The organism is Kitasatospora phosalacinea, from assembly GCF_030268885.1.
Taxonomy (GTDB): domain Bacteria; phylum Actinomycetota; class Actinomycetes; order Streptomycetales; family Streptomycetaceae; genus Kitasatospora; species Kitasatospora phosalacinea_C.
The window spans coordinates 1-854 of record NZ_BSSA01000095.1 but is presented as its reverse complement, the minus strand read 5'-3'; the positions used below and the strand labels follow the sequence as shown (position 1 = coordinate 854).

The window sequence follows — 854 nt, the reverse complement described above, 5'->3', positions numbered from 1 at the left end:
ATCACCGTCTTGGCCATGGACCTCGTACTGCCGGGGACAGATGCCATCGAGACCGGCTTCTTGGAATGAGACAGGACGGAGTGCGCATCTCCGGCGGGCTTTCGCGCGCATGCGTCACACCGGTCACGCCCACCTCAGAAGCCATCCCTTGGAACCCGACTGGACAGCTCGAGAATCCGCATCAACCAGCGTTTTCATGGGTGAAACGCCCAGTTAGATGCCGTTTCTTTTGGTGCCCGAGAGCGGTTGGCTGGTCATGGAGAACCTGGTTGAGCGTCTGGTGCCTGATGAGCTGTGGGAGTTGTTTCGGCGGGTGGTGCCGCCGACCGTCGTCCAGCGTCCGCAGGGCGGGGGTCGGCGGCGTGCCGGGGACCGGGAGGTACTGGCGGCGATCGTGTTCGTGGCGACCTCGGGCTGCACCTGGCGCCAGCTCCCTCCGGTCTTCGGGGCCTGCTGGCAGACCGTGTACCGGCGCTTCGCGCGGTGGAGCCGCGACCGGGTGTGGGCACGGCTGTACCGGGTCGTCCTGGACGAGCTCGGCGCCCAGGGAACGCTGGACTGGTCGCGGTGCGCCATCGACTCGGTGAGCATCCGCGCCCTAAAAGGGGGCCGCTGACAGGACCGAATCCGACCGACCGCGGCAAGAACGGGTCAAAGATCCACCTGATCTGCGACCGCAACGGCTTACCGATCTCGCTCGCCGCCTCCGGAGCCAACCTGCACGACAGCTAGGAGCTGTCCGGGCGATCATTGGTGTGGGCAGTCGGCGGAGGTTGTCTGCGCGGTCTCATAGCCTGCGCCCATGACCACCGAGGAGTACCTCTCGACGATTGCTGCGTTGGCCGTGCAGCCGT

1 pseudogene is annotated in these 854 nt (G+C 66.0%); it reads left to right on the top strand.

Annotated features, from left to right (window positions below):
• Positions 1-256: 256 nt before the first annotated feature.
• Positions 257-729 (top strand): annotated as a pseudogene (locus QSK52_RS39090) (IS5 family transposase); the annotation flags it as partial.
• Positions 730-854: the final 125 nt, after the last annotated feature.